Raw genomic sequence first — 24,480 nt, forward strand, 5'->3', positions numbered from 1 at the left:
GAAGTACGGCGGTGGGCCGCACTCCCCTCGGGGGAGTGCGGCCCACCGCCGTTTCGTCGTTTCCCGGGACCTCCCGTCAGGCGGCGTCCGGGATCCACGAGCCGTGGATCATCGCCGGTACTCGGCGCGGCAGACGGACCGTCGCGACCGGCGGCAGGGACAGGTCCGAGGCGTCCAGGACGAGCAGCCTGGACGCGTCGGCGTTCAGATCGCTGACGACGGTGAGCAGATATCCGGCGTCCTCGTCGGAGGAGCCGGAGGAGCCGGTGGCGTCGGCCGCGGGGACGAACACGGCCTCACTGGGCAGTTGGCCGTTGCCGAACGGCCGCAGCTGGCGGGTGCCGTCCCGGCGGTCGTACTTGACCAGCGTGTGGTTGCCGATGCCCAGGTCGTCGGGGAACGACAGCGCGTACTGATAGCGGTGCTCGCGGCCGGTGAAGGCGTCGTTGATGGTGGGGAACTCGACGGTCAGGTCGTCGGTCTGCTCCTCCTTCACGCGGCCCGCGGCGAGGTCGACGGTCCAGCGCCTCGTCCTGGAACCGGAGTTGGGCTCCGCGCCGCGGTCCGGGGCGCCGACCCACCAGTTCCAGGAGCGCTGCCAGCCGGTACGGCCCACCGTCGGGCCCTCGACGACGATCCGGCCGTACGCGTCCTCGTAGGCGTTGGCGAAGTGCATCCCGTAGCCCTGGTCGACCTCGAACCAGCGGATGCGGGCCGCGCCTCCCGCGCCGCGCGGCATGACCCCGATACGGGACCGCTGGGCGTCGCTCCAGCCGTACGGGATGCCGGAGTGCTCGGCGGGGTCGAAGGTGACCGAGCCCTCCAGGAACACGACGTGGTGCTCGGTGATGGCGAAGTCGTGCTTGAGCGCGGCGCTCGCGTCCGGGACCTCCTGGGTGTCGAGGACCTGGCCGTCGGGCGAGGCCACGTGGTGGATCAGATAGGGCGGGAACGGGGACGAGGAGAAGAAGTGCAGTTCGCCGGTGGCCGGGTCCTCCTTGGGGTGCGCGGTCATCGCCGACGTCAGCTTGCCGCCGAAGTCGTACGCGCCCACGGTCTCCAGGTCGGCGGTCAGCTCGAAGGGGAGGTTCGCCTCGCAGAGCGCGAGGAGGCGTCCGGCGTGCTCGATGACGTGGGTGCCCGCGGTGCTGGCGGTCAGGTCGGGGCCCTGCTCGGTCATATAAGGGGCGCCTTCGAGCGCCGGGGTGTGCACCCAGCGGTTGCGGTACCACTCCGCGCGCCCCTCACGCAGCCGTACGCCGTGCACCATGCCGCTGCCCTTGAACCAGTGGGTGGGGGTGATGCCGGGCTTCGGATTGTGGCTGTTGCGGATCAGCCGGCCGGTCAGTTCGGGCGGCAGCGTGCCCTCGACGGGGAGCGTGGTGGCGGTGATCTCGTCGGCTACGGGGGTGTAGTGGCCGGTCAGGTATGGCTTGTCGACGCTCATGACGGTGACCTTTCTGGTGGGTTCTCGCTTTGTGGATGGGGGCCTGCGGACTGGCTTCTCGTGGAGTGGGGGAGGGGGCGGGTGACACCGGCGTACGTGGGCACCTCGCGCGCCGTATGACGGCCGTGCGCGCGCTGTACGGCGTCAGGCGCGGCGCTCGGCCTCGGACCGCAGGCGGCTCAGCCAGCTCTCCAGGGACTGCCGCAGTGCCTCGCGCATCTCCTCGGGGCGTTCCTCGATCGGGGCTCCGGCCCAGGACTCCTCGGTGCGGACCGTCACGGTCCGCTCGCCGGTCGCCGCTTCACCGGTCCGCTCGCAGTTCTCCTCGAAGGTCCAGACGTGGACGCCCTCGATGCCGTGCGCCGGGCCGCCCCAGACGATCCGCTCGTCGGGCACGACCTCGCGGATCGTGGACGTGATGTCGAGGCCGTGGGTGAGCCACCGGAAGGAGGCGCCCGGGGCGAGCGGGCCGTCGAAGTCGACGCTGTCGATGTCCGTGTTCCAGTCGGCCCACGACCCGATGTCCGTGTGTAGGGCCCATACGGTCGCGAGCGGGGCGTCGATGGTGGTCGAGAGCCGTACGACGACGGGGGCGTCCTCGTCGACGGAGTGGGCGGGTGTGTTCTGGGAGTTCTTGGGGTGCTTGGGGTTCTCGGCGGTCATGGCGGGATCTCCTTCTGCGGGTGTCGCTGTGGGTGTCGGACGGGCGTTCAGCGCGTGGGAGTGGGGGTCAGGGCCTCCTCGGTCCGGGGCTGTGCCGCGAGGCGGCGGGACAGGAGGGGAGTCAGTGCGGCGGCGACGGCGAGTACGGCCGCCGAGACGAGGAAGGCGAGCCGGTAGCCCTCGGTGAGGGCCGCCGCGGGGGAGTGGTGGTGCGCGGCGGCTGCCGTACGGGAGGCGGCGAGTGTGCCGAGGACGGCCAGGCCCACGGCTCCGCCGATCTGCCGGGTGGTGTTGACCAGGCCGCTGGCCAGACCCGAGTCGGCGGGCCGTACGCCGGTCACGGCGGCCCCGGTGAGCTGGACGAACGCGGTGCCGAGGCCGAGGCCGATCACGAGGATCGGGCCGAGCAGGTCGGCCGGGTAGCTGCCGTCCGCCGTGATCCGGGACAGCCACAGCAGCCCGGCGGCCTGGGTGAGCAGGCCCGCGGCGAGCGTGATGTGCGGGCCGAGCCGGCGGGAGAGCCGCGGGGCGAACCAGGAGCCGAGCATGTTCGCCGCCGCCAGGGGGAGTTGGGACAGCCCCGTCTCCAACGGCCCGGCGCCGAGGACCTGTTGCTGATAGAGCGGCAGGAAGAAGAACAGGCCGACCCAGACGGCCCCCAGCAGCGTCATGACGAGGTTGGCGGGCGCCACCAGCCCCTCCGTCCACAGGCGCGGTGGCAGCAGCGGAGCGGGGTGGCGCCGCTCGACCAGGAGGAACAGCGCGAGCAGCACGGCCGCCGTGCCCAGGGAGCCGAGCACCCAGGGGTCGGTCCAGCCGGAGCGTCCGGCCGACGTGAGCCCGTACACCAGCGCGACCAGTCCGGCCGTGACGGTGAGGGTGCCGACGAGGTCGAGCCGCCCGGGAGCGCCGTCGTCGGGCGGTGAGGCGGGGACCAGCACCAGGGTGCCGATGAGCACGACGGCCGCGCCGAGTCCGGACACGTGGAAGACCCACGGCCAGCCCAGGCCCTCGGTGAGCACCCCGCCGAGCAGGACTCCGGCGGCTCCGCCGGCGCCGGACACCGCGCCCCAGACCCCGATCGCCTTGGCGCGCCCGGGTCCCGGCGGGAAGAGCCGCATGACCAGGGAGAGCGCGGCCGGTGCCACGGCGGCGGCTCCGACACCCTGTGCGGTGCGGGCGGTGATCAGCGCCCACGGGCCGGTGGCGAGGCCCGCGGCGACCGAGGCCGCGGCGAACAGCGCGAGGCCTCCGAGGAGGACGCGGCGCCGGCCGGCGAGGTCCGCGGTCCGTCCGCCCAGCAGGAGCAGCGCTCCGAAGGCGAGGCCGTAGGAGTTCACGACCCAGGACATGCCGGAGTCCGAAAGACCGACGCCGTCGCGGACCGCGGGCAGGGCGACGTTGACGATCGACGTACTGAGCGCGACGGCGAACTGGGCGGCGGCGAGGACCGCGAGGGCGGCGCCGGGGCGGACCGCCCTTGCTCCCTTTCGCGTGCTGGACATCGGGGTCCCTTTCTCGGGGTTCCTGTGAGTTCCTGTGAGTTCTTGGCCGCTATGAGTATGTGTGGTTGACCACTCACTCTTTGGCTCGAAGAAGAAGCGGGCTGTCGGAGAGTGAAAGGTGACCCCTCGGTGACTCCTCGCCCCGCCGACGGCGGGCTCGTCAGTAGTGCCGGATGCCCGCCGTGAGCGTGCGCGTCCATGGGGCGTCCACTTCCTGCGCCTCCATCGACACCACGAGATGGCAGAGCATGCCGACGGCGAAGAACTCCTGGACCTGCCGGTCGTCGCCCCCGGAGGCGCCGCGCACGTACTCCACCGTGCGGGCGTACCCCGCTCGTACGGCGTCCCGGATCGCGGGTACGGAGACCGCTGCCGCCTGGGCGTGCAGTTGGACGAGCAGCAGGTCGTTGTCGCTGATCAGGCGGGCGTAGGCATCGCCCATCGAGGAGAGCACCGCCTCCGGGGAGCTGCCCTTCGCCTCGGCCGCGCCCCCTTCCAGGCTCTCGCGCACCCTGACGAAGCAGTGCTCGACGACCGCGGCGAACAGGGACTCCTTGTTCGGGAACAGCCGGTAGACGTACGCCTGGGAGATTCCGGCGGCCTTGGCCACCTCCGTGGTCGTCGTGCCGAAGTAGCCCCGTGAGGCGAAGGCGCCGATGGCGGTGCGGAGCACCGTCTCGCGGCGCTCGTCGGCGGTGGACAGTTGGCGGCGTCGTTCCGTCTGCATGTGAGTACTCAACCACTCACACTTTTTCGCAGTCAAGGGCGGGAGCCACCCGTTGCGCTGAAAAAACAAAGAAACGTCTGAACCGGAACCCGGGAGTGGCTACGCTGCGTCACCCAGGGCGGAGCTGGCGCCGAACCGTCAACTCGCCTGTACCACCCACGACTTACCGACTACGTAACAGAGAGCACGGGGGGCCCGGCATGGGTACGAACTGGATCGAGAAGGCGCAGCGGCTGGGCGACGGGAGCATCGGAGGCGCGATGGATCATCCGTCGATCCCCGGCCGCGTCGTCTGGCACACCACGGAGAGTGGCGCCGGCGACGACGCGTTCCGTTCCGTGACGTCGCATCTCATCAGCGTCTCCGCCGAGCCGCATCTGCTGTACGACCCGACGACCGACCGGCTCGGCCAGTTCGGGCCGCTGAACGCGAGCGCCCGCGCGCTGCGCAACGACGGTTCGACGCGGACCAACCGCGTAGGGAAGGTCTGTATCCAGATCGAGGTCCTCGGGCGGGCGGGCAAGCCGTTCACCGCCACCTGGAAGCCGGGGCCCAACTACCGGGCCATGATGGCCGCGATCCGCTCCTGGAAGATCCCGGACACCTTCCCGGCCGGCCGCATCGCGACCTCGGGCGCCGACGCGACCAACCGCCCCCGGACGATCTGGATGAGCAAGGGCGGCCACTACGGCCACGCCAACATCCCGGGCAACGACCACTGGGACCCGGGCAACATCGACAAGTCCGCGCTCTTCGAGGCGGCCCCGATCGGGTCCCCCGGGGCGGGCGGCCCCACGCCGTCGAAGCCGGTCGTCGACCTCAGCAACGTCGTCGCCGCAGCGCGCCGCGACCCGGGTCTGCCCCAGGGCGGCAAGACCCACAAGGCGGACGTCCTCGTCGTCGAAAAGGCTCTCGTCGCCGAGGGGTTGCTGCCCGCCCAGTGGGCCGACGGCTCGTTCGGCAGCAGGACGGTCGAGGCGTACGCGAGCCTCCAGCGCCGGTACGGCTTCAGCGGTACGGACGCCAACGGCATCCCGGGCCAGACGACGCTGAAGCGGCTCGGCAAGGAGCACGGCTTCACGGTCAAGGCCTGAGACCCCAGCACCTCAGCACGCGGCTCGTGGGGCTCCGGACGACTTCCGGAGCCCCACGAGCCGTTGGCGTTCCCGCACTACTTTTCTGCTGCCTTTTCTCTTGACGTGAAATTGGTCCGTACCTATGGTCACCGCCAACGCCTGTGTTCATAAAGGCATTCCGTGTTCACATACGAGAACGGATGTCCCCCACAATGCTGAACACCCCGGTACCTCCACGTCATCGCCGCAGATCCCGCTTCGCGCTCGTCGGGACCGTCGCCGCCCTCCTGGCGGGCGCCCTCGCCTGGCCCGCCGCCGACCGCGCCGAGGCGGCTCCCGCCACCTTCACGCACCCCGGAGTCACCGTCTCCCGCGGCCAGTTGGACTTCGCCCGGCAACAGGTCAACGCCGGCGCGCAGCCCTGGAAGGGCGCGTACGACCAGATGCTGGCGAGCAAGTACGGCTCGCTCACGCGCACCCCCAAGCCACGGGCCGTCGTCGAGTGCGGCTCGTACTCGAACCCCAACAACGGCTGCACCGACGAGCGCGAGGACGCGATCGCCGCGTACACCCAGGCCCTCGCCTGGTACGTCACGCGGGACGCGCGGTACGCGAGGAAGGCGATCGAGCTGATGGACGCCTGGTCCGCGACGATCCGGGACCACACCAACAGCAACGCCCCGCTGCAGACCGGCTGGGCGGGCTCGTCCTGGCCCAAGGCCGCCGAGATCATCAAGTACACGTACGACGGCGGCTGGGCGAACTCGGGCCGCTTCTCGACCATGCTGCGCACCGTGTACCTCCCCGAGATCATCAACGGCTCGAACTCCAACGGCAACTGGGAGCTGTCGATGATGGAGGCCGCCGTCGGTATCTCCGTCTTCCTGGAGGACAAGGCGTCGTACGACAAGGCCATGGCGAAGTTCCGGACCCGTACGGCCGCGTTCGTGTATCTGTCCTCCGACGGCGCGCTGCCGAAGACCGTGCCGAGCCAGAACCTCGACACCGCGCAGAAGATCATCAACTACTGGCAGGGGCAGTCGACCTTCGTCAACGGGCTGACCCAGGAGACCTGCCGCGACCTCACGCACACCGGATACGGCATCTCCGCGATCTCGCACGTCGCCGAGACCAGCCGCATCCAGGGCCAGGACCTGTACGGCACCGACGTCGGTGAGCGGCTGCGGCACGCTCTCGGCTTCCAGGCCAAGTACCAGCTGGGCGAGGCGCCTCCGAGCTGGCTGTGCGGCGGGACGCTGCACCTCGGGCTCGGGCCCATCACCGAGGTGGGCCACAACGCCCTGAGCAACCGCCTCGGCCATGTCATGACCAACACCGAGCGGTTGACGCTGCAGAACCGGCCGTCGGGGAGCAACAACCTCTTCGTCGCCTGGGAGACCCTCACGCACGGCGACAACCCGAACTGAGACGTTGCCCGACCGGGCGCCGGACGGTGATACTGGCGCCCGGTCCACGGGGGAGGGTCATGAGCCAGGTCGTCACCGAAACGATGGTGCGCGTCGAGAACGTCCACCGCTCGTACGGCAGCGGAGCCACCGCCGTACACGCCCTGCGCGGCGTCTCGTTCGACATACCGCGCGGTGAACTCGTCGCCCTCAAGGGGCGGTCGGGGTCCGGCAAGACCACACTGCTCAACCTCGTCGGCGGGCTCGACGAACCGGACGACGGGCGGATCACCGTCGACGGGCTCGACCTCTCCGGGCTCGGGGAGAACGGGCTGCTGGAGCTGCGCCGGGACCGTATCGGCTTCGTCTTCCAGTCCTTCGGTCTCATCCCTATCCTGACGGCCGCCGAGAACGTGGGCGTGCCGATGCGGCTGCGCCGGGCCGAGCCCCGCGAGCGCGAGGAGCGCGTCGAGCTGCTGCTCTCCCTGGTCGGGCTCGCCGACCACGCCGCGCAGCGGCCCGGCGAGCTCTCCGGCGGGCAGCAGCAGCGCGTGGCCATCGCCCGCGCCCTAGCGAACGAGCCCGCGCTCCTCATCGCCGACGAGCCCACCGGCCAGCTCGACGCCGAGACCGGTATCGCCGTGATGGAGCTGCTGCGGGCGGTCGTCCGCAGCGAGCGGGTCACCGCGCTCGTCGCCACCCACGACGCGGCCCTCCTGGACCTCGCCGACCGGGTCCTGGAGCTGAGCGACGGCGAGATCGTGGAGCACTAGCGGCGACGGGACCGTCGAGCACTGAGCCGAGCTCGTGGAGTCCTGAGGTCCGGAGGCGCCCGCGGCGGCGCGTCAGGGTTCTGTCAAAGACGTCCCGCACCCCACCCCTCACCCCATTTGTCAGGATTGTTGGCCGTAAGGTCGACGCAGCGTACGCAGTGCGTTTTGGGAAGACAATGGGGCCATGGGACGCGGCAAGCTTCGGATCTACCTCGGTGCGGCACCGGGCGTCGGCAAGACGTACGCGATGCTGTCCGAGGCGCACCGACGCGTCGAGCGGGGCACGGACTGCGTGGTGGCCTTCGTCGAGCACTACGACCGGCCGCGCACCGAGGTCATGCTGCACGGTCTGGAGCGGATCCCCCGCCGGGAGATCTCCTACCGGGACACCGTCTTCACCGAGATGGACGTCGACGCAGTCCTGGAGCGCGACCCGGCCGTCGCCCTGGTGGACGAACTGGCCCACACGAATGTCCCCGGCTCCCGGAACGCCAAGCGCTGGCAGGACGTCGAGGAACTCCTCGCCGCCGGGATCGACGTCGTCTCCACGGTCAACATCCAGCATCTGGAGTCGCTCGGTGACGTCGTCGAGTCGATAACAGGAGTACGGCAGCGCGAGACCGTCCCGGACGAGGTGGTGCGCCGGGCCGACCAGATCGAGCTCGTCGACATGTCGCCCCAGGCGCTGCGCCGCCGGATGGCGCACGGCAACATCTACAAGCCCGACAAGGTCGACGCGGCCCTCTCCAACTACTTCCGCCCCGGCAACCTCACCGCACTGCGCGAACTGGCGCTCCTCTGGGTCGCCGACCGCGTCGACGAGTACCTCCAGCAGTACCGCGGCGAGCACGGCATCCGCTCCACCTGGCAGGCCCGCGAACGCATCGTCGTGGGCCTGACCGGCGGACCCGAGGGCCGCACGCTGATCCGCCGTGCCGCCCGGCTCGCGGAGAAGGGCGCCGGCGGCGAGGTGCTCGCCGTCTACATCGCCCGCAGCGACGGCCTGACCTCCGCCTCGCCCAAGGAACTCGCCGTCCAGCGCACCCTCGCCGAGGACCTCGGCGGCACCTTCCACCACGTCATCGGCGACGACATCCCGTCCGCGCTGCTGGAGTTCGCCCGCGGGGTCAACGCCTCCCAGATCGTGCTGGGCTCCTCGCGGCGCAAGGCCTGGCAGTACGTGCTCGGCCCCGGTGTCGGCGCCACGGTCGCCCGGGAGTCGGGGCCCGACCTGGACGTGCACATCGTCACGCACGACGCGGTCGGCAAGGGACGCGGACTGCCGGCCGCCCGGGGATCGCGGCTCGGCCGGTCCCGGATCATCGCTGGCTGGCTGGTCGGCGTCGTCGGCCCGGCCCTCCTCGCCCTGCTGCTGACCCATGGCGCGTCGAACCTCGGGCTCGCCAACGACATGCTGCTCTTCCTGACACTGATCGTCGCGGCGGCCCTCCTCGGCGGGCTGCTCCCGGCGCTCGCCTCGGCTGCCCTCGGCTCGCTGCTGCTGAACTACTACTTCACCCCGCCACTGCACCGGATGACCATCGCCGACCCCAAGAACATCGTCGCCATCGTGATCTTCGTGGGCGTCGCGGTGTCGGTGGCCTCCGTGGTGGACCTGGCCGCCCGCCGCACCCACCAGGCCGCCCGGCTGCGGGCCGAGTCCGAGATCCTCTCCTTCCTGGCCGGCAGCGTCCTGCGCGGCGAGACGAGCCTGGACGCCCTGCTGGAGCGGGTCCGCGAGACCTTCGGCATGGAGTCGGTGGCCCTGCTGGAGCGGGAGAGCGACGTCGACCCGTGGACCTGCGCCGGCAGCGTCGGCCCGCACCCGCCGACGCTCCCCGAGGACGCGGACGTCGACATGCCGGTCGGCGACCACACCGCGCTCGCCCTCTCGGGCCGGGTCCTGCCCGCCGAGGACCGCCGGGTGCTCGCCGCCTTCGCCGCCCAGGCCGTCGTCGTCCTGGACCGCAAGCGCCTCCAGGAGGAGGCCGAGCAGGCCCGCGCACTCGCCGAGGGCAACCGCATCCGTACGGCGCTGCTGGCGGCTGTCAGCCATGACCTGCGCACCCCGCTGGCCGCCATCAAGGCCGCCGTGTCGTCGCTCAGGTCCGACGACGTGGCCTGGTCCGAGGAGGACGAGGCCGAGCTCCTGGAGGGCATCGAGGCGGGCGCCGACCGGCTTGACCACCTGGTCGGCAACCTCCTCGACATGTCCCGCCTGCAGACCGGCACGGTCACCCCGCTGATCCGCGAGATCGACCTCGACGAGGTCGTCCCGATGGCCCTCGGCGGAGTACCGGAGGACAGTGTCGAGCTGGAGATCCCCGAGACGCTGCCCATGGTCGCCGTCGACCCCGGCCTGCTGGAGCGCTCGGTCGCCAACATCGTCGAGAACGCCGTCAAGTACAGCCCCGCCGACGAGCGGGTCCTGGTCGCCGCCAGCACGCTCGGGGACCGTGTGGAGGTACGCGTGGTGGACCGTGGCCGCGGGGTCCCGGACGAGGCGAAGGACCGTATCTTCGCGCCCTTCCAGCGGTACGGGGACGCCCCGCGCGGCTCCGGCGTGGGCCTCGGCCTCGCGGTCGCCCGGGGCTTCGCCGAGGCCATGGGCGGCACCCTCGACGCCGAGGACACCCCCGGCGGCGGCCTCACCATGGTCCTCACCCTCAGGGCGGCCCCCGCCCACCCGACACCCTTCGTGGACGTCACCGCATTCGCAGAACCGGAAAGGCAGGCTTCATGACCCGCGTCCTCGTGGTCGACGACGAGCCGCAGATCACCCGAGCCCTCGTGATCAACCTCAAGGCACGCAAGTACGAGGTCGACGCGGCCCCCGACGGCGCCACCGCCCTCCAGCTCGCTGCCGCCCGGCACCCCGACGTCGTCGTGCTCGACCTGGGCCTGCCCGACATGGACGGCGTCGAGGTGATCAAGGGGCTGCGCGGCTGGACCCGTGTGCCGATCCTGGTGCTGTCCGCCCGGCACTCCTCCGACGAGAAGGTCGAGGCCCTCGACGCGGGCGCCGACGACTACGTGACCAAGCCCTTCGGCATGGACGAGCTGCTGGCCCGTCTGAGGGCCGCCGTCCGCCGTGCCGAGCCCAACGGGGGCGACGAGGAGGACGTGATCGTCGAGACCGAGGACTTCACCGTCGACCTGGCCGCCAAGAAGGTCAACCGGGACGGCCGCGACGTGCGCCTCACCCCGACCGAGTGGCACCTCCTGGAGGTGCTGGTGCGCAACACGGGCCGCCTGGTCAGCCAGAAACAGCTGCTCCAGGAGGTCTGGGGCCCCTCCTACGGCACCGAGACGAACTATCTGCGGGTCTACATGGCCCAGCTGCGCCGCAAGCTGGAGACGGACCCGGCGCATCCCCGCCACTTCATTACGGAGCCGGGTATGGGGTACCGGTTCGAGAAGTGAGCCCGCTTCGGGTCGTACGCCGGTTCGAGTGGCGGCACCAGGGGTACGTAGACGTCAGCGCCCCCCGGTACGCTTCAGATATGAGCGCTGTTCCTCGTTCCGAAAAGCCGGCGGGCCGGTTCCGGCGGATGATCGACCGGCTCTCCTCCTCCCAGGAGGACCTGGAGTCGGAGGAGCTGCGCGAGGACACAGAGACCGCGGGCTGTACGCGTATCGGTGACTGCCGGGACCGACAGGTGGTCACCGTTACTGGTACCTTGCGCACGGTCACCCTGCGCCCGAGGGCCGGTGTCCCGGCCCTGGAGGCCGAGCTGTTCGACGGTTCGGCAGCCCTGGACGTGGTGTGGCTCGGCAGGCGCTCCATAGTGGGGATAGAACCGGGGCGCAAGCTGATCGCATCGGGCCGGATCTCGATGAGCCGGGGCCGCCGGGTGCTGTTCAATCCCAAATACGAACTCAGACCCCTCGGACGGGAGTAGCCGGTGACGTCGCTCGACAAGCCGACCGAAGACGCCCAGCGGGATTCGCGGGCGGTGACCGAGGCCGCGCTCTTCGAGGCGTTCGGCGGTCTGCGGGGCATGATCGAGACGGTCCTGCCGGGCCTGCTCTTCGTCACGATCTTCACGATCAACAAGGACCTGCACTCGGCCGCCATCGCGGCCCTCGGTGTCTCGATCCTGCTGGTCGTGGTCCGCCTGGTCATGAAGGACACCGTCAAGCACGCCTTCAGCGGCGTCTTCGGTGTGGCCTTCGGCGTGGTCTTCGCGATGATGACGGGCAACGCGAAGGACTTCTACCTGCCGGGCATGCTCTACACGCTCGGACTCGCCCTCGCCTACATCATCACCACGCTTGCGGGAGTTCCGCTGATCGGGCTCATTCTCGGCCCGGTCTTCAAGGAGAACCTCTCCTGGCGTACGCGCAACCCCGGTCGTAAGACGGCCTACGCGAAGGCCAGTTGGGCCTGGGGTCTCATCCTGCTCGCCAAGTGCGCGATTCTGTTCCCGCTCTACTGGTGGGCCGACACGACTCAGTTCGGCTGGGTCCTGATCGCGTTGAAGATCCCGCCCTTCCTGCTCGCGGTCTGGCTCACGTGGGTCTTCCTGGCGAAGGCTCCGCCGCCGATTGATGTCTTCGCCGAGATGGAGGCGGAGGAGCGGGCCGAGAAGGAGCGGGAAGCGGCGGCTCGGTCTGCCGATTAGGCACCGGTGCCTTTGTGTGCCCCGAGGGCTGCCGCCCCCGGACCTCCGCTATCGGCCTGAACGGCCTTGTCCTCAAACGCCGGACGGGCTGGATGGTGCCGGACCGGGCTGAGACGTAGAGCCGGACCAAGCTGAAATTGAAGGGCGCTCGGAGATGTCTCCGAGCGCCCCTCCATTTGTCTCCGTACGTCAGCCGTCCGTGGTCAGCTCGTCGTCTCCTCGCGACGCACCGACAGCAGGTCCTCCAGCTGTTCCTCGCGGGCCTGGGCCGCCACGAAGAGGAGTTCGTCGCCTGCTTCCAGGGAGTCCTCCCGGGTGGGCGTGAGGACCCGGGTGCCGCGGATGATGGTGACGAGGGACGTGTCCTCGGGCCAGGCCACTTCGCCGACCTGGGTGCCGGCCAGGGCCGACTCCGGGGGCAGGGTCAGTTCGACGAGGTTGGCGTCGCCGTGGCTGAAGCGGAGGAGGCGGACCAGGTCGCCGACGCTCACCGCCTCCTCGACCAGGGCCGACATCAGACGGGGGGTCGAGACGGCGACGTCCACGCCCCACGACTCGTTGAACAGCCATTCGTTCTTGGGGTTGTTGACGCGGGCGACGACCCGCGGAACCCCGTACTCCGTCTTGGCGAGGAGCGACACGACGAGGTTCACCTTGTCGTCGCCCGTCGCCGCGATGACCACGTTGCAGCGCTGCAGCGCGGCCTCGTCCAGCGAAGTGATCTCGCAGGCGTCGGCGAGCAGCCACTCCGCCTGCGGGACGCGCTCGACCGAGATGGCGGTCGGCGCCTTGTCGATCAGCAGGACCTCGTGCCCGTTCTCCAGGAGCTCGCCCGCGATCGAGCGGCCCACCGCACCGGCACCGGCAATGGCGACCCTCATCAGTGACCGCCTTCTTCCTCGGGGCCCTCGGCGAACGACGCCTCGACCTTCTCGACGTCGTCCGTACGCATCATCACGTGCACCAGGTCGCCCTCCTGCAGCACCGTCTGCGAGGTGGGCAGCACCGCTTCGCCCAGCCGGGTGAGGAAGGCCACGCGCACACCGGTCTCCTCCTGGAGCCGGCTGATCCGCTGACCGACCCAGGCCGTGGACGCGTGCACCTCGGCGAGCTGCACCCCGCCCGTGGGGTCGCGCCACAGCGGCTCGGCGCCCGACGGCAGCAGCCGGCGCAGCATCTGGTCGGCGGTCCAGCGCACGGTGGCGACCGTCGGAATGCCCAGCCGCTGGTAGACCTCGGCGCGGCGGGGGTCGTAGATGCGCGCCGCGACGTTCTCGATGCCGAACATCTCGCGGGCCACCCGGGCGGCGATGATGTTCGAGTTGTCACCGCTGGAGACGGCGGCGAATGCACCGGCGTCCTCGATGCCCGCCTCGCGCAGGGTGTCCTGGTCGAAGCCGATACCGGTGACACGACGGCCGCCGAACCCGGAGCCCAGTCGTCGGAAGGCGGTGGGGTCCTGGTCGATCACGGCGACCGTATGCCCCTGTTGCTCCAGGGTCTGGGCAAGAGCGGAACCCACTCTTCCGCAGCCCATGATGACGATGTGCACGACCGTCCTTCCGGTGTGAAAAGTTGCTGATCAGGCTGATACGCCAAGACAGCGTCTCAGACCGACGCCCAAGCTACACACGCGCGGTCCGCAGGGGGCACCCCTTGTGCACGATCGCCCGCGGGATCCCGGCGATCAGCGACGGCTGATGCTGCGCACGCTGACGAGGGTGAGGATCCCGAGGCCTACGAGTCCGGCGGCGGCGCCGATGAGTTCCGCGGTGGCGTGCATGGAACCTCCATGAAGTGGCAAGGGGCGGCAAAGTTTTGGCTTTTTTCATATAGGCATGCGGCTTTGCCCAGCGGTGGAATCCGCAACCGGGCCCGTACGGGATTTCACTCGGAGGGCAGACGAGGGACGGCCGCTCTGTCCTCCGAGCGATGCCGAGGGCGGGGGAGGGTGGGCGTGGCCGTGTTCGACCGCTTACGATCCTCTGCGTGTCCAAACTGACCGACGTGCCCAAACGGATCTTGATCGGGCGCGCACTGCGCAGTGACCGGCTCGGAGAGACACTCCTGCCGAAGCGCATCGCACTCCCCGTCTTCGCTTCCGACCCGCTCTCCTCCGTGGCGTACGCACCCGGGGAAGTGCTCCTCGTCCTTTCCATCGCGGGCGTGTCGGCCTATCACTTCAGCCCCTGGATCGCGGTCGCGGTCGTCGTGCTGATGTTCACCGTTGTGGCCTCGTACCGGCAGAACGTGCACGCCTACCCCAGCGGCGGCGGCGACTACGAGGTGGCCAACACCAACCTCGGCCCCAAGGCCGGCCTCACCGTCGCCAGCGCGCTGCTCGTCGACTACGTCCTGACCGTCGCGGTGTCGATCTCGTCCGGCATCGAGAACCTCGGCTCGGCGGTCCCGTTCGTCGTCGAACACAAGGTGCTCTGCGCGATCGCCGTGATCGTGCTGCTCACGCTGATGAACCTGCGCGGGGTCAAGGAGTCCGGGAAGCTCTTCGCGATCCCGACGTACGTCTTCGTGGTGGGCGTCTTCCTGATGATCGCGTGGGGCGCCTTCCGCGGATTCGTCCTGGACGACACCATGAAGGCGCCGACCGCCGACTTCGAGATCAAGGCGGAGCACCAGGGGCTCGCGGGCTTCGCCCTCGTCTTCCTGCTGCTGCGCGCCTTCTCCTCCGGCTGTGCCGCGCTCACCGGCGTCGAGGCCATCTCCAACGGTGTCCCGGCCTTCCGCAAGCCCAAGTCCAAGAACGCGGCGAGCACGCTCGCGGCCATGGGCCTGCTCGCCGTCACCATGTTCTGCGGCATCATCGGCCTGGCCATGGCGACCAACGTCCGCATGGCCGAGAACCCGGCCCACGACCTGCTGAAGAACGGCGTGGAGGTCGGCGCCGACTACGTCCAGAACCCGGTGATCTCCCAGGTCGCCGAGGCCGTGTTCGGCGACGGCAGCTTCCTGTTCATCGTGCTCGCCGCGGCCACCGCGCTCGTGCTCTTCCTGGCCGCGAACACCGCGTACAACGGCTTCCCGCTGCTCGGCTCGATCCTCGCGCAGGACCGCTACCTGCCGCGCCAGCTGCACACCCGCGGCGACCGGCTCGCCTTCTCGAACGGCATCGTGCTGCTCGCCGGCGCGGCCATCCTGCTCGTCTGGGTCTACGGCGCCGACTCCACGCGGCTCATCCAGCTGTACATCGTCGGCGTGTTCGTGTCCTTCACGCTCAGCCAGACCGGCATGGTCCGGCACTGGAACCGCCACCTGGCCACCGAGAAGGACCAGGCCAAGCGCCGCCACATGGTCCGCTCCCGGGCCATCAACGCGTTCGGCGCCTTCTTCACCGGCCTGGTCCTGGTCGTCGTCCTCGTCACCAAGTTCACGCACGGCGCCTGGGTCGCACTGCTCGGCATGGTGATCTTCTACGCCACGATGTCCGCGATCCGGAAGCACTACGACCGGGTCACCGAGGAGATCGCCGCCCCCGAGGGGCCGTCCGACGACAGCGTGCGCCCCTCCCGTGTCCACTCCGTCGTGCTGATCTCGAAGATCCACCGGCCGACGCTGCGGGCCCTCGCGTACGCCAAGCTGATGCGCTCCGACACCCTGGAGGCGCTCAGCGTCAACGTCGACCCGGCCGAGACGAAGGCCCTGCGCGAGGAGTGGGAGCGGCGCGGCATCACCGTGCCGCTGAAGGTCCTCGACTCGCCGTACCGCGAGATCACGCGGCCGGTCATCGAGTACGTGAAGGGGCTGCGCCGCGAGTCCCCGCGCGACGTGGTGTCGGTGATCATCCCCGAGTACGTGGTCGGGCACTGGTACGAGCAGCTGCTGCACAACCAGAGCGCGCTGCGGCTCAAGGGGCGGCTGCTGTTCACGCCGGGCGTGATGGTGACGTCCGTGCCGTACCAGCTGGAGTCGTCCGAGGTGGCCAAGAAGCGGGCCCGCAAGCGGCAGGACTGGACCGCGCCGGGTTCCGTGCGGCGTGGTCCGGCCGAGGACCGGCCGAAGGAGCCGACGTCCCCGAAGAGCTGAGGATCAGGGGGCAGGGGGCCTACGGGTTCGTGGTGAGCGGCCGGGCGGTGTCCACGTAGAGTGGTGGGCTGTTGTCCGGCCGTTCCCCATTTCGCATCTGGAGTCACCCCGCCATGCAGGCAGAACCGAAGAAATCGCCGGCGGGGTCGCTCGTGGGTCAGGAGTACGAGGTCGAGATCGGCCCGGTCGCGCACGGCGGGCACTGCATCGCCCGTACGGACGCCGGCCAGGTCCTCTTCGTACGGCACGCGCTGCCCGGCGAGCGGGTCGTCGCGCGGGTGACGGACGGCGAGGAGGACTCGCGCTTCCTGCGGGCGGATGCGGTGACCGTGCTGGAGGCGTCCAAGGACCGTGTCGAGGCGCCGTGTCCGTACGCCGGTCCGGGCCGCTGCGGCGGCTGCGACTGGCAGCACGCCAAGCCGGGCGCCCAGCGGCGGCTCAAGGGCGAGGTCGTCGCCGAGCAGCTCCAGCGGCTCGCGGGCCTCACCCCGGAGGAGGCCGGCTGGGACGGCACGGTGATGCCGGCCGAGGGCGACAAGCTGCCCGCCGGTGAGGTCCCCGCGTGGCGTACGCGCGTGCAGTACGCGGTCGACGAGGACGGCAACGCCGGTCTGCGCCGCCACCGTTCGCACGAGGTCGAGCCCATCGAGCACTGCATGATCGCCGCGCCCGGGATCTCCGAGCTGGGTATCGAGGAGCGCGACTGGTCCGGCATGGAGTCGGTCGAGGCGATCGCGGCGACCGGTTCGCAGGACCGCATGGTGATCCTCGAACCGCGGCCCGGCGCCCGCCTGCCCCTCGTCGAACTCGACAAGCCCGTCTCCGTGATGCGCGTCGAGGAGCACGACGGCGGTATCCACCGGGTCCACGGCCGCGCCTTCGTCCGTGAGCGCGCCGACGGCCGTACGCACCGGGTCGGCAGCGGCGGCTTCTGGCAGGTCCACCCGATGGCGGCCGACACGCTCGTCAAGGCCGTCATGCAGGGCCTGCTCCCGCGCAAGGGCGACATGGCCCTCGACCTCTACTGCGGCGTCGGCCTCTTCGCCGGCGCCCTCGCCGACCGCCTCGGCGACAAGGGCGCGGTCCTCGGCATCGAGTCCGGCAAGCGCGCGGTGGAGGACGCCAAGCACAACCTCGCCGCGTTCGACCGCGTCCGCATCGAACAGGGCAAGGTCGAGACGGTCCTCCCGCGCACCGGCATCACCGAGGTCGACCTCATCGTCCTCGATCCGCCCCGCGCGGGCGCCGGCAAGAAGACGGTCCAGCACCTGGCTTCCCTGGGCGCTCGCAAGATTGCGTACGTCGCTTGCGATCCGGCGGCGTTGGCGCGGGACCTCGCGTACTTCCGGGATGGGGGGTATCGGGTGCGGACGTTGCGGGCTTTCGACCTGTTTCCGATGACGCATCATGTGGAGTGCGTGGCGATTCTGGAGCCTGCCGCAAAGGCTGCCTGACCTGCGGTTTCGCGGCCCAGGTGGGTCGCTCGACCTGTTTTCCTCCGTACAGCGGGTCGGGTAGACGCGCTGCTTGTTCAAACTCGCCTGACCTGCGGTTACAGGGTGTGGCGGGCTTCGTACGAATGATGTCGGCGACGTGACTGTCGCCCACGAAGGACAGTCGACAGCCGGCTTACGCAAAGGGCGCAAGCCGGTGATCGGTCATAACTTCGTCCGGTCCCATCGGTGACGACGGAGCGCATGCCGGAGGAGTCTCATAGCCGCTCCCGGGCCGTCCGGTCGCGGACGCCCAGGACGTCACCCGCACGGACTCGGTGCGAATCGGTGCGCGGCACGTCCCGGGTGCTCCGATCCGCTTCAGCTGCCGATGGGCGTGACCCCTGAGGGAGCCGGGATCAGTCGGTACCCGCCGTCCTCGCGTCGCACGTGTCCGGCGGTCGGCGGCGGGAAGTGGCTCCCAAGCAGGAGAGTTGACGTACCGGCCAGTGAGCCGAGCACCTGGTTCCGGGTCCTGGCCGCGAGTTCGGGAGCGACGTCCACACAGCTGCAGAGCTCCGGATGCGCCATCTGGACCGGGTGGTGGATGCTGTCGCCGGTGACCAGTGCGGTCTCGCCACGGCTGCTCAGTTCCACCGCTACCTGCCCCGGTGTGTGGCCGGGGGTGGGCAGCAGACGGATGCCCGGCGCGACGTCCGTGCCCTCGTCCGCGACATCGATGAGGTCGAACAGACCTGCTTCCCGGACGGGATGGACCGAGTCCCGGAACATCTGCCGACGCGCCTCCTCCATGTCGACACCCGCCCAGTAGTCCCACTCGGTGCGTGAGGTGAGATAGCGCGCGTTCGGGAAGGTGGGCACCCAGGTGTCGCCCTCGGTACGCGTGTTCCACCCCACGTGGTCGGCGTGGAGGTGGGTCAGGACCACGACGTCCACGCTCTCCGGCGCGAAGCCCACCGCCCGTAGCCGTGCTTCGTAGTCGCTGTTCAGGTTGTGCCAGGCAGGGTTGGCGCGCCGCTTCCCGTTTCCGATGCCGGTGTCCACCAGCACCCGCATGCCGTCCACCTCGACGGCGAAGCTGTGACTCGCCAGGCGCAGGACGCCTTGTTCGTCGGCGAATTCGGGGCTCAGCCAGGCAGTCCGGCTCACGAGGTCGGTGGTTGCCCCGGGCAGCAGCCACGGACCGGTCCGGGCGGGCAGGACCACTTCGTCGATGCGTCGCACGGTGTGGTTGCCCACCGTCCACGAAGAGGCGGGGGGAGTGGTGGACTTGGTCGTTTGCGATGAGGTGAACACGGCGACTTTCCTTACCTGTTATGGGTCGCGAGGACGGAGATGTCTGGAGCGGGTGTGCCGGGTGAGGCGGGTGTGTAGTTGCTCGTTGCCGGGCCGGAGTGGGCGTCCGGGGACGGTGTCCGGCGCCGACTGCGCAGCGGCGCGGTCAGCGTCGCGACTGCGACGGTCGCCAGTACGGCCACGCAGCCGGCATAGGCCAGTGCTGCCGCACGCAGTCCGAAGCCGGCGGTGAGGGCGCCGGCGCCGATGGCAGGCAGGCTCATCGCCAGGTAGCTGAGTACGTAATAGGAGGCGAGCGTGCCGCCCTTCTCCCGGGCCGGGACCGAGTCGACGACCGCGCGCAGCGCACCCTGGGAGACGGCTCCGAAGCCGAACCCGGCCAGCGCCGCCCCGGCGAAGAGAAGTACGGGACCGGCGAGATAGAGGGCACCCAGGGTCAGGACGGCCGCCGGAATCACCGCGCAGCTCCCAAGAAGAGCGGAGACGTCGGCACGCATCCTGCGCGTGAAGTACACAGTCGGGGCGGCGACGGCCGTCAGCGTGAAGAAGACCATGCCGCCGGCGTATTCGGGTCCGTCGGGGGAGATGAGCCGTGTGAAGCCCGGTCCCAGGGACGAGTAGAAGCCGCCGAGCGCCCAGACGGCGACGACGCCGGCGCCGTTGAGCAGGAGAGCGTGGGAGGCCGCCGACGGCAGCGCCAGGTGGGGCCGCGTCGAGCGCAGTGCTCCGGGACGGCGGCGGACGGTCTCGGACGTCGAGACAAGGGCGATGGCCTGCGCGGCGAACACGGCGATCAGGGCCGCGTACACCGTGATCGTCGGAACGGGGGCGAAGCGCACCATGAGGGTGGCTGCCAGGACGCCGGCCGCCATGCCCGTCACCGGCGCGATGCTGTTGGCCAGAGCGGGGCGACCCGGCCGGGCGGGGTCTTCCAGGTCGAGGAGAGCCGCACCTGCTGCGCTGGTCGCCGCGCCAGTCGCGATGCCCTGCAGCACGCGGGCACCGATCAGGGTGGTCAGGCCGCCGGCCGTCGCGAACAGTGCCATGGAGGCGACCTGGACCGCGAGCGCGCCCAGGAGCACGGGGCGGCGTCCGACATGGTCGGAAAGGGTTCCGGTCGTCAGCAGTGCGATCAGGAGCGCCAGGGCGTAGGCGCTGAAGACCACGGTGATGTCGAGGGCCGACAACTGCCACTGGGCCTGGTAGTGGGGGTACAGCGGGGTCGGCGCGCTGGATGCGGCGAGCAGCGCGATCAGGATCGAGGCGTGCAATGCGAACGGCAGGCGTCCGGATGTGGAGGTGCGGGGAGGCGTGAGGCCCGCGGGGACGCTCTGCATGAGGACCCTTCCCGTGCTAAAAGCGATTGGTTTGCTTTAAGTCACCGTAGGTCCTACGGTCGACTAAAGCAAACGATTCGCTTTTGCGGTGGTCGGAGGTCCTGTGCCAGCACCGGCCCGTCGCGCCGCACAGATCCGGAAGGAAGCCATGACCAGCGAACTCACCCTCCAAGAGGCAGCCCGAGGGGCGCTGCGGGCGGGGCTCCCCCTCGGGGACGGCCGACACGAAGAAGTGGCCATGACGGCCAACTACATCCACTCCGTGATCAGCACGTTGCGCGAGCTCGATTTCGGCGAGACCCCTCCCGCGTCCTCCTACCGAGCCGGACAGGGGAACGCCGATGCAACCGTTTGAGCTGTCGCTGACCGAAGCCTCCCGTGCGGTGCGCGCACGGGAACTGTCCCCCGTCGAACTCACCGAATCGGTGCTCGCCCGTATTGCCGTCGTCGAAGGACGGCTGGGCGCCTACGTCACCGTCGCCGCCGACGCGGCCCTGGCCGCAGCGGTCCGCGCCGAACGGGAGATCTCCGGAAGCGGATCGCGCGGGCCGCTGCACGGGATCCCCATGGCGCTCAAGGATCTGATCGACGCGGAGGGGATACCCACCACGGCGAGTTCTCACGTCCGGGCAGGGCACGTGGCGGAACGTGACAGCCAGGTGGCCGAATGGCTCGGCGCCGCCGGGGCCGTCCTCCTGGGCAAGACGCACACGCACGAGTTCGCCTACGGCCTGACCACTCCGCAGACGAACAACGCCTGGGATCACAGCCGGGTTGCGGGCGGGTCGAGCGGCGGCTCGGCGGTAGCTGTCGCCGCCGGCGGGGCGACGTTCGCCATGGGCACGGACACGGGTGGTTCCATCCGGGTCCCCGCGGCCCTGAACGGCGTGGTGGGCCTCAAGCCGACCTACGGCCTGGTCCCACGCACAGGCGTGACCTCGCTGTCCTGGTCCCTGGACCATGTGGGCCCTCTCACCCGCACCGTCCAGGACGCCGCGCTGGTGCTGTCGGCGACCGCCGGCCACGACCCGCGTGACCCGGCGAGCGTGTCCGGCCCCATGCTGGATCGCTTCCCGGGAGGCGACCTGCGAGGACTGAAGGTCGGCGTACCGCGGAACCACTACTTCGACCGGGTCACGCCCGAGGTCGAGGAGTCCGTACGCGGCGCGATCGAGCGGCTGGCGGAGCTGGGGGCGGAGCTCGTCGACGTCGAGATCCCGATGGCGCGTTACATCCAGGCCGTTCAGTGGGGGCTGATGGTTCCCGAGGCCACCGCATACCACGAGCGGTCGCTGCGGGCCACCCCCGACCTGTACGCGGCGGACGTTCGCATCCTGCTGGAGGCCGGCGAACTCACCTCTGCGGGTGACTACCTCCGCGCCCAGCGGGCCCGCACCATGATGCGAGACGCCTGGGCTCGCATGTTCGACGGAATCGACGTCCTCGCCGCGCCGACGGTGCCGATGACCGCCGCCGAGGCGGGGCAGGAAGCCGTCGAGTGGGCCGATGGCACGACCGAGGCCGTGTCGGACAGCTACGTCCGCCTCTGTGCCCCCGCCAACATCACCGGCGTCCCGGCCCTCACCCTGCCGGTCGGTCACGACCGCGCCGGACTGCCGATCGGTATGCAGCTGATGGCACGCCCCTTCCGCGACGCGACGGTGCTCCGTGTGGGCCGGGTCTACGAGGAGTCGGTGGCCGGCGCGGGGCGGCTTGCTCCCCTCGCTGCCTGAGGGAAGGCGGACGTTCCAGCCGGCGTGTGGTCGCGGCGCCGCAGGGGCGTCCGCCGTGCTCGGGTGCCCCGATACGTAGCCCTGCGGGTCGCTCGGCCACCGCCTAGAAGCAACAAATTCGCGTTAAGGTGGATCGTATGAGTCCCAAGCCCATGGTCCGCCCCGGCGGGCGCAGCGCACGCGTACAGGAGTCCGTCCACGCGGCGGTACGTGAACTCGTGGGGGAGGTGGGCCGCGACGCGCTCACGGTCCCGATGGTGGCCACTCGGGCGGGCGTGACCCCCTCCACGATCTACCGTCGCTGGGGCGACCTGCAGGAACTCCTGTCCGACGTGGCCGTCGAACGACTGCGCCCGGAAACGGATCCGGCCGATCTCGGAAGCCTGCGGGCCGATCTCGACGCGTGGGCGGAACAGTTCCTCGACGAGATGGCCTCGCCGCCCGGGCGCGCCTACATCCGGGACGCCCTGCTCGGCGACCCCGACGGCACCAATGCCGGTCGGTGTTCGGCGTATGCCGCAGAGCAGATCGACGCCGTGTTGGCCCGTGCGGTGCATCGGGGGGAGCCGGTGCCCGAGTCGGAACTGCTGATCGACCGTGTCGTGGCGCCGATCATGTACCGCATCCTCTTCCGCCCTGGCCGACTGGACGCCGCATACGCGCGCGAGCTCGTGACGAACGCCGTGTACGCCCTGCAGATCGAGGCCAGCGCTCGCCCCACCCGGGCCGCTGCCCCTTGACACTCGAAGAAACCCGACAACTGACCACTTCGCTCATCGGGCGGTCTGGCCACTGGACTGTGGAGGCCAAGCGGCTGGCTGTACTGGTTAGGGGTCCTGAAATCCCCAGCAACGACCGCCCAGGACGTAGCCCTGGGGCGTGACGCCCGTTTGACGCTCCGTGCGCACGACGGGGCCCTTCGGCGGAGCAGGAAATGGCCCCTGACCCGGTGTTGTACGAGATCCATCCTGCCGGGACATCTTTCCGATGACTCATCATGTGGAGTGCGTGGCGATTCTGGAGCCCGTCTCGAAGGGTGCCTGAACCGGCTGAACCGGGGTGCGCGTAGCCGCTTTTGCGGTGCGCGTCCGTCGAGTGCTTCGCGCTCAGTGTGGTGCGAGTGCCGCGAAGGCCTCGTCCAGGAGCTCGACGAGGTCGAGGTGGCCATTGGAGGCGGTCCAGTGGTCGAGGGCGACGTTCAGGCAGTCCAGGGCGGCGGCGGCACGTACGGATCGGATCAGTGTCGTGGACCTGGAGGAGTCGTCGCGCTCGGTCAGGGCCTCCACCAGGGCCGGGCGCCAGCCGTGTTGCTTCTCCAGTTGGCGTGCGCACAGGGCCGGGGTGTCCTGCACGAGGCGTGTCATCGCCAGGGAGCCCGTCGGGTCCAGGCGGTAGCGCTCGACGACTGTGTCCAGTGCGCGGCGCAGGGCCGTCCAGTCGTCCTCGTCGGCGGGGCGGGCCCGTAGGGCGTCGGCGACCTGGGTGCCGTGGGCGTTGAAGGCGCCGAGGACCGCGTCCTCCTTGGTGCCGAAGTAGCGCAGAAAGGTGCTGCGGGACACCCCGGCAGCCGCCGCCAGGTCGTCGAGGGTGACCTTGGCGAAGCCCTCCTGACGGAACAACTCGAAGGCCACCTGGGCCAGTTCGGCCCGCACGGCCGCCCTGGCGATGTCTCGCGTGTTCGTACGTGCCGCTCCACTCACCCCGTGATCCTACCGCTTGACCGAGCCTGGATTGCAGGAGAGAGTCTTGGTGTCATATGTGACACTGAGTTTCATCCATGCCGTCGAGTTTCATCAAGTGGCATGAGTGCCATCGATTGCCATCGGTATTCATCGAAGGGGAGATCCGACACCGTGACCCAGACCATTGGATTCATAGGCAGCGGCATGATCGGCGGAGCGCTGGCCCGGCTCGCCGTCGCCGCCGGACTGAACGTCGTCGTGAGCAACTCGCGTGGCCCGGACACCCTGGGCGACCTCGTCGACGAGCTCGGCGAGCGAGCCCGCGCCGCCGTGCCCGCCGAAGCCGCGCGGGCCGGTGACCTGGTCGTGGCGACCGTCCCGCTGCGCGCCTACGACCGGTTGCCCGTGGAAGCCCTGGCGGGCAGGACGGTGATCGACACGATGAACTACTACCCGGACCGCGACGGCCGCATCGCCGAGCTGGACTCGGGCGAGCTGACCTCCAGCGCCCTCGTGCAGCGGCATCTGGAGGGTGCGCGCCTGGTCAAGGCGTTCAACAACATCGACTTCCGGCGCCTGTTCACCAGCGCCCGCGCCGCCGGTGCCGCCGACCGCAGCGCCCTGCCCGTCGCCGGTGACGACCCGGCCGCCAAGGCGGACGTGGCCCGGCTCCTCGACGTCCTCGGTTACGACGCGGTCGACATCGGCACCCTCG

Annotated in this window: 22 protein-coding genes; 13 read left to right on the forward strand and 9 right to left on the reverse strand. The window is 70.1% G+C overall.

Translation table 11 applies throughout. The features are described 5' to 3' along the window. Positions 1 to 76: 76 nt before the first annotated feature. From AOK17_RS28610 to AOK17_RS28625, 4 genes are all read right to left on the reverse strand, one after another. The gene (locus AOK17_RS28610) at positions 77 to 1,447 is read right to left on the reverse strand and encodes a carotenoid oxygenase family protein (RefSeq protein WP_055615450.1); all 1,371 of its coding nucleotides are present in this window, start codon (positions 1,445 to 1,447) and stop codon (positions 77 to 79) included. 144 nt (positions 1,448 to 1,591) lie between these two features. Then, complete coding sequence (locus tag AOK17_RS28615) at positions 1,592 to 2,110, reverse strand: SRPBCC family protein (RefSeq protein WP_055615451.1); 519 nt, start codon at positions 2,108 to 2,110, stop codon at positions 1,592 to 1,594. 47 nt (positions 2,111 to 2,157) lie between these two features. Next, the gene (locus tag AOK17_RS28620) at positions 2,158 to 3,615 is read right to left on the reverse strand and encodes a DHA2 family efflux MFS transporter permease subunit (RefSeq protein ID WP_055615452.1); all 1,458 of its coding nucleotides are present in this window, start codon (positions 3,613 to 3,615) and stop codon (positions 2,158 to 2,160) included. A gap of 160 nt (positions 3,616 to 3,775) precedes the next feature. Next, the gene (locus AOK17_RS28625) at positions 3,776 to 4,342 is read right to left on the reverse strand and encodes a TetR/AcrR family transcriptional regulator (protein ID WP_055615453.1); all 567 of its coding nucleotides are present in this window, start codon (positions 4,340 to 4,342) and stop codon (positions 3,776 to 3,778) included. A gap of 200 nt (positions 4,343 to 4,542) precedes the next feature. On the opposite strand from AOK17_RS28625, the gene AOK17_RS28630 reads away from it, so the two are divergent. The 7 genes from AOK17_RS28630 to AOK17_RS28660 all read left to right on the forward strand — a co-directional run bounded on the left by AOK17_RS28630 (position 4,543) and on the right by AOK17_RS28660 (position 12,222). Further along, the gene (locus tag AOK17_RS28630) at positions 4,543 to 5,436 is read left to right on the forward strand and encodes a peptidoglycan-binding domain-containing protein (protein WP_055615454.1); all 894 of its coding nucleotides are present in this window, start codon (positions 4,543 to 4,545) and stop codon (positions 5,434 to 5,436) included. A gap of 182 nt (positions 5,437 to 5,618) precedes the next feature. Further along, positions 5,619 to 6,845, forward strand: coding sequence for an alginate lyase family protein (locus AOK17_RS28635; RefSeq protein ID WP_107102523.1), 1,227 nt, complete (start codon positions 5,619 to 5,621; stop codon positions 6,843 to 6,845). 59 nt (positions 6,846 to 6,904) lie between these two features. Beyond that, the gene (locus AOK17_RS28640; RefSeq protein WP_055615456.1) at positions 6,905 to 7,597 is read left to right on the forward strand and encodes an ABC transporter ATP-binding protein; all 693 of its coding nucleotides are present in this window, start codon (positions 6,905 to 6,907) and stop codon (positions 7,595 to 7,597) included. Between the two features lie 184 nt (positions 7,598 to 7,781). Next, the gene (locus tag AOK17_RS28645; protein WP_055615457.1) at positions 7,782 to 10,340 is read left to right on the forward strand and encodes a sensor histidine kinase; all 2,559 of its coding nucleotides are present in this window, start codon (positions 7,782 to 7,784) and stop codon (positions 10,338 to 10,340) included. Continuing rightward, complete coding sequence (locus AOK17_RS28650) at positions 10,337 to 11,020, forward strand: response regulator (RefSeq protein ID WP_055615458.1); 684 nt, start codon at positions 10,337 to 10,339, stop codon at positions 11,018 to 11,020. The genes AOK17_RS28645 and AOK17_RS28650 overlap by 4 nt, the downstream gene beginning before the upstream one ends. A gap of 80 nt (positions 11,021 to 11,100) precedes the next feature. Beyond that, positions 11,101 to 11,499 carry an OB-fold nucleic acid binding domain-containing protein gene (locus AOK17_RS28655; RefSeq protein ID WP_055615472.1) on the forward strand — a complete coding sequence of 133 codons (399 nt, stop codon included), beginning with the start codon at positions 11,101 to 11,103 and terminating at the stop codon, positions 11,497 to 11,499. Between the two features lie 3 nt (positions 11,500 to 11,502). After that, on the forward strand, positions 11,503 to 12,222 hold the full coding sequence (locus tag AOK17_RS28660; RefSeq protein WP_055615459.1) for a DUF3159 domain-containing protein: 720 nt from the start codon (positions 11,503 to 11,505) through the stop codon (positions 12,220 to 12,222). 203 nt (positions 12,223 to 12,425) lie between these two features. Here AOK17_RS28660 and AOK17_RS28665 read toward each other — a convergent pair whose 3' ends face one another. Next, positions 12,426 to 13,103: a potassium channel family protein gene (locus AOK17_RS28665; protein WP_055615460.1), complete on the reverse strand. Its 678-nt coding sequence runs from the start codon at positions 13,101 to 13,103 to the stop codon at positions 12,426 to 12,428. Next, positions 13,103 to 13,774 (reverse strand): potassium channel family protein, encoded by a 672-nt coding sequence (locus AOK17_RS28670; RefSeq protein ID WP_055615461.1) that lies wholly within the window; start codon positions 13,772 to 13,774, stop codon positions 13,103 to 13,105. The genes AOK17_RS28665 and AOK17_RS28670 overlap by 1 nt, the downstream gene beginning before the upstream one ends. A 437-nt stretch (positions 13,775 to 14,211) precedes the next feature. On the opposite strand from AOK17_RS28670, the gene AOK17_RS28675 reads away from it, so the two are divergent. Then, on the forward strand, positions 14,212 to 16,263 hold the full coding sequence (locus tag AOK17_RS28675) for an APC family permease (protein ID WP_055615462.1): 2,052 nt from the start codon (positions 14,212 to 14,214) through the stop codon (positions 16,261 to 16,263). Positions 16,264 to 16,376: 113 nt separating this feature from the next. Next, on the forward strand, positions 16,377 to 17,717 hold the full coding sequence (locus AOK17_RS28680) for a class I SAM-dependent RNA methyltransferase (RefSeq protein WP_055615463.1): 1,341 nt from the start codon (positions 16,377 to 16,379) through the stop codon (positions 17,715 to 17,717). 360 nt (positions 17,718 to 18,077) lie between these two features. Here the strand turns inward: AOK17_RS28680 and AOK17_RS28685 are convergent, their stop codons facing one another. Then, positions 18,078 to 19,013 carry an MBL fold metallo-hydrolase gene (locus AOK17_RS28685; protein ID WP_245697420.1) on the reverse strand — a complete coding sequence of 312 codons (936 nt, stop codon included), beginning with the start codon at positions 19,011 to 19,013 and terminating at the stop codon, positions 18,078 to 18,080. Positions 19,014 to 19,024: 11 nt separating this feature from the next. Next, entirely contained in the window at positions 19,025 to 20,350 is a 1,326-nt protein-coding gene (locus tag AOK17_RS28690; RefSeq protein ID WP_055615464.1) for an MFS transporter, read from the reverse strand. A gap of 148 nt (positions 20,351 to 20,498) precedes the next feature. Between AOK17_RS28690 and AOK17_RS28695 the strand changes: the two genes are divergently transcribed. From AOK17_RS28695 to AOK17_RS28705, 3 genes are all read left to right on the forward strand, one after another. Then, complete coding sequence (locus tag AOK17_RS28695) at positions 20,499 to 20,705, forward strand: hypothetical protein (protein WP_055615465.1); 207 nt, start codon at positions 20,499 to 20,501, stop codon at positions 20,703 to 20,705. Beyond that, positions 20,692 to 22,083 carry an Asp-tRNA(Asn)/Glu-tRNA(Gln) amidotransferase GatCAB subunit A gene (locus AOK17_RS28700; RefSeq protein ID WP_055615466.1) on the forward strand — a complete coding sequence of 464 codons (1,392 nt, stop codon included), beginning with the start codon at positions 20,692 to 20,694 and terminating at the stop codon, positions 22,081 to 22,083. Before AOK17_RS28695 ends, AOK17_RS28700 begins: the two co-directional genes overlap by 14 nt. Positions 22,084 to 22,220: 137 nt before the next feature. Further along, a complete protein-coding gene (locus AOK17_RS28705) occupies positions 22,221 to 22,823 on the forward strand; it encodes a TetR/AcrR family transcriptional regulator (protein WP_055615467.1) in 603 nt (200 codons plus the stop codon). Positions 22,824 to 23,189: 366 nt separating this feature from the next. On the opposite strand, the gene AOK17_RS28710 is transcribed toward AOK17_RS28705, so the two are convergent. Next, complete coding sequence (locus AOK17_RS28710; RefSeq protein ID WP_055615468.1) at positions 23,190 to 23,783, reverse strand: TetR/AcrR family transcriptional regulator; 594 nt, start codon at positions 23,781 to 23,783, stop codon at positions 23,190 to 23,192. 186 nt (positions 23,784 to 23,969) lie between these two features. On the opposite strand from AOK17_RS28710, the gene AOK17_RS28715 reads away from it, so the two are divergent. Continuing rightward, on the forward strand, positions 23,970 to 24,480 hold a 511-nt coding region (locus AOK17_RS28715), incomplete at its 3' end, for an NADPH-dependent F420 reductase (protein WP_055615469.1).

Source organism: Streptomyces phaeochromogenes (assembly GCF_001418655.1).
Classification (GTDB): domain Bacteria; phylum Actinomycetota; class Actinomycetes; order Streptomycetales; family Streptomycetaceae; genus Streptomyces; species Streptomyces phaeochromogenes.

Bases quoted from the DNA above. Each gene is read 5' to 3' on its own strand.
- AOK17_RS28645 (WP_055615457.1), top strand. From the start codon at position 7,782: ATGGGACGCGGCAAGCTTCGGATCTACCTCGGTGCGGCACCGGGCGTC.
- AOK17_RS28700 (WP_055615466.1), top strand. From the start codon at position 20,692: ATGCAACCGTTTGAGCTGTCGCTGACCGAAGCCTCCCGTGCGGTGCGC.
- AOK17_RS28625 (WP_055615453.1), bottom strand. From the start codon at position 4,342: ATGCAGACGGAACGACGCCGCCAACTGTCCACCGCCGACGAGCGCCGC.
- AOK17_RS28635 (WP_107102523.1), top strand. From the start codon at position 5,619: ATGTCCCCCACAATGCTGAACACCCCGGTACCTCCACGTCATCGCCGC.
- AOK17_RS28630 (WP_055615454.1), top strand. From the start codon at position 4,543: ATGGGTACGAACTGGATCGAGAAGGCGCAGCGGCTGGGCGACGGGAGC.
- AOK17_RS28695 (WP_055615465.1), top strand. From the start codon at position 20,499: ATGACCAGCGAACTCACCCTCCAAGAGGCAGCCCGAGGGGCGCTGCGG.
- AOK17_RS28690 (WP_055615464.1), bottom strand. From the start codon at position 20,350: ATGCAGAGCGTCCCCGCGGGCCTCACGCCTCCCCGCACCTCCACATCC.
- AOK17_RS28620 (WP_055615452.1), bottom strand. From the start codon at position 3,615: ATGTCCAGCACGCGAAAGGGAGCAAGGGCGGTCCGCCCCGGCGCCGCC.
- AOK17_RS28655 (WP_055615472.1), top strand. From the start codon at position 11,101: ATGAGCGCTGTTCCTCGTTCCGAAAAGCCGGCGGGCCGGTTCCGGCGG.
- AOK17_RS28680 (WP_055615463.1), top strand. From the start codon at position 16,377: ATGCAGGCAGAACCGAAGAAATCGCCGGCGGGGTCGCTCGTGGGTCAG.
- AOK17_RS28705 (WP_055615467.1), top strand. From the start codon at position 22,221: ATGAGTCCCAAGCCCATGGTCCGCCCCGGCGGGCGCAGCGCACGCGTA.
- AOK17_RS28650 (WP_055615458.1), top strand. From the start codon at position 10,337: ATGACCCGCGTCCTCGTGGTCGACGACGAGCCGCAGATCACCCGAGCC.
- AOK17_RS28615 (WP_055615451.1), bottom strand. From the start codon at position 2,110: ATGACCGCCGAGAACCCCAAGCACCCCAAGAACTCCCAGAACACACCC.
- AOK17_RS28665 (WP_055615460.1), bottom strand. From the start codon at position 13,103: ATGAGGGTCGCCATTGCCGGTGCCGGTGCGGTGGGCCGCTCGATCGCG.
- AOK17_RS28640 (WP_055615456.1), top strand. From the start codon at position 6,905: ATGAGCCAGGTCGTCACCGAAACGATGGTGCGCGTCGAGAACGTCCAC.
- AOK17_RS28610 (WP_055615450.1), bottom strand. From the start codon at position 1,447: ATGAGCGTCGACAAGCCATACCTGACCGGCCACTACACCCCCGTAGCC.